We start from the raw sequence: 1,843 nt of genomic DNA, 5'->3' as shown, positions 1-1,843 counted from the left end.
GGCCTGCTCTATGTCGCGCCGGCTGTCGCGCTGGTCGTCGTCTTTTTCCTGATCCCGCTCGGCATGACGGCGTGGATGTCGCTGCACAACTGGCCCTTGATGGGCGAGCATAGCTACATCGGCCTCGGCAACTACGTCGCCATCCTGCGCGACACCAGGTTCTGGAACGCGCTGCGCTTCACCGCCTTCTACACGGTGATCGTCACCATCGCGATCTTCGTGGTGGCCTTTCCGCTGGCGCTGTTCGTCGAACGGCCGCGGCCGCTGACCAATCTCTACCGCACCATGTTCTTCATGCCGGCGGTTGTCGGTTTCGCCTCGGCCAGCCTGCTCTGGTCGTGGTTGCTGAATGTCGATTCCGGCCTGTTCAGCCCGGCTGCCTACGACCTCGGACTGATCGACAGGAAGTTCAACCTTCTGGCCACCTTCCAGCCGGCCTTCTGGTCGATCATCGCCATGGTCGTCTGGAAGGTCGCCGGCTTCACCATGATCATCCTGATGGCCGGCCTGCAATCGATCCCGCAGGACCTGCAGGAGGCGGCCGTCATCGACGGTGCCGGGCCTTTCGCCAGGTTCAGGGCGATCACCCTGCCGCTGATGCGCCGCACGCTGGCGCTGGCGCTGATCCTGTCGGTCGCCGGCTCGATCCTCGCCTTCGACCAGTTCTACATCATCCTGCGCGGCGGCCCGCGCAACCAGACGCTGACGGCGGTCTACTGGATCTTCAACCAGTCCTTCGTGTCGTTCAAGCTCGGCTATGGCGCGGCACTTTCCATGGTGCTGCTGGTCATCCTGGTGGCGCTCAGCCTCGTCCAGCTATGGTTGTTGCGCAAGCCGGAGGGTCTCGACTGATGGCGCAGGCAGCCTCCCGTAGCCGCCGGCTCCTGAGCCGCGTCGCAGAGCATTCTACCGGCATCGTCGCCTCGGTGCTGTTCGCCGCGCCGATTGTTTGGGCGGTGCTGTCGGCGTTCAAGCCGGCGGCCGAAGCACGCCTGCCGCCGCTGCCGCCGTGGCCGACGTCGGGGTTCTCGCTGGAGAACTATGCCACGCTCAACAGCTTCGGCGACGGGCTGTGGGTCTCGGCGCAAAACAGCATCTATGTCTCGGTGATGACGGTGGTGCTGTCGGTCGCCGTCAGCGTGCTGGCCGGCTACGGCTTTTCGCGGTTCCGGTTTCCGTTCAAGGACCTGTTCTTCATCCTCATCCTGTCGACGATCATGATCCCGTTTCAGTCGATCCTGACGCCGATCTTCCTGGTGCTGACCAAGCTTGGCCTGCACAACACCCTGACCGGCCTGGTCGGCGTCTATGTGACGCTGCAACTGCCGTTCTCGATCTTCATGATGCGCAACGCCTTCGACGCCGTGCCGCGCGAAATCGAGGAGGCCGCCCGCATGGACGGCGCCAGCAATCTCACCATGCTTTTGAAAGTGATGCTGCCGCTGGTCTGGCCGGGCGTGGTCACCATCGCCCTGTTTGCCTTCCTCGGCGCCTGGAACGAATTCCTCGCCGCCCTCGTGCTGATGACCGACCAGTCCAAGTTCACGCTGCCGGTGATGATGACCGCACTGCAGTCGGGCCGCTTCGGCGCCATCGACTGGGGCGCGGTGCAGGCGGGCGTCACCGTGATGATGGTGCCGTGCCTCATCCTCTTCCTGGCGCTGCAGCGCTTCTACATCCGCGGCCTGATGGCCGGGGCCGTCAAATAGAATGGAGTAAGTTCATGACCGCATCGCCATCCGCAAAAACCGGAAAACCGAAGCTCGCCTTCCGCCCGCTGCCGGTGCCGCAGGTCGACGTGCACGGCTTCTGGGGCGACCGCGCCGACGCTGTCGCCACACGC

The 1,843-nt window shown here is 64.3% G+C and carries 2 protein-coding genes; both read left to right on the top strand.

What is annotated here, in order from left to right:
- Window positions 1-852, top strand: an 852-nt coding sequence (locus EN906_RS32705; RefSeq protein ID WP_164777550.1) for a sugar ABC transporter permease, incomplete at its 5' end; no start/stop codon positions are given.
- On the top strand, window positions 852-1,709 hold the full coding sequence (locus EN906_RS32700; protein ID WP_127272570.1) for a carbohydrate ABC transporter permease: 858 nt from the start codon (window positions 852-854) through the stop codon (window positions 1,707-1,709). The genes EN906_RS32705 and EN906_RS32700, both read left to right, overlap by 1 nt.
- The last annotated feature ends 134 nt before the right edge of the window (window positions 1,710-1,843 follow it).

It is taken from the genome of Mesorhizobium sp. M7A.F.Ca.CA.004.06.1.1, assembly GCF_003999135.1.
Classification (GTDB): domain Bacteria; phylum Pseudomonadota; class Alphaproteobacteria; order Rhizobiales; family Rhizobiaceae; genus Mesorhizobium.
This window is presented reverse-complemented; position numbering and strand designations above follow the sequence as displayed.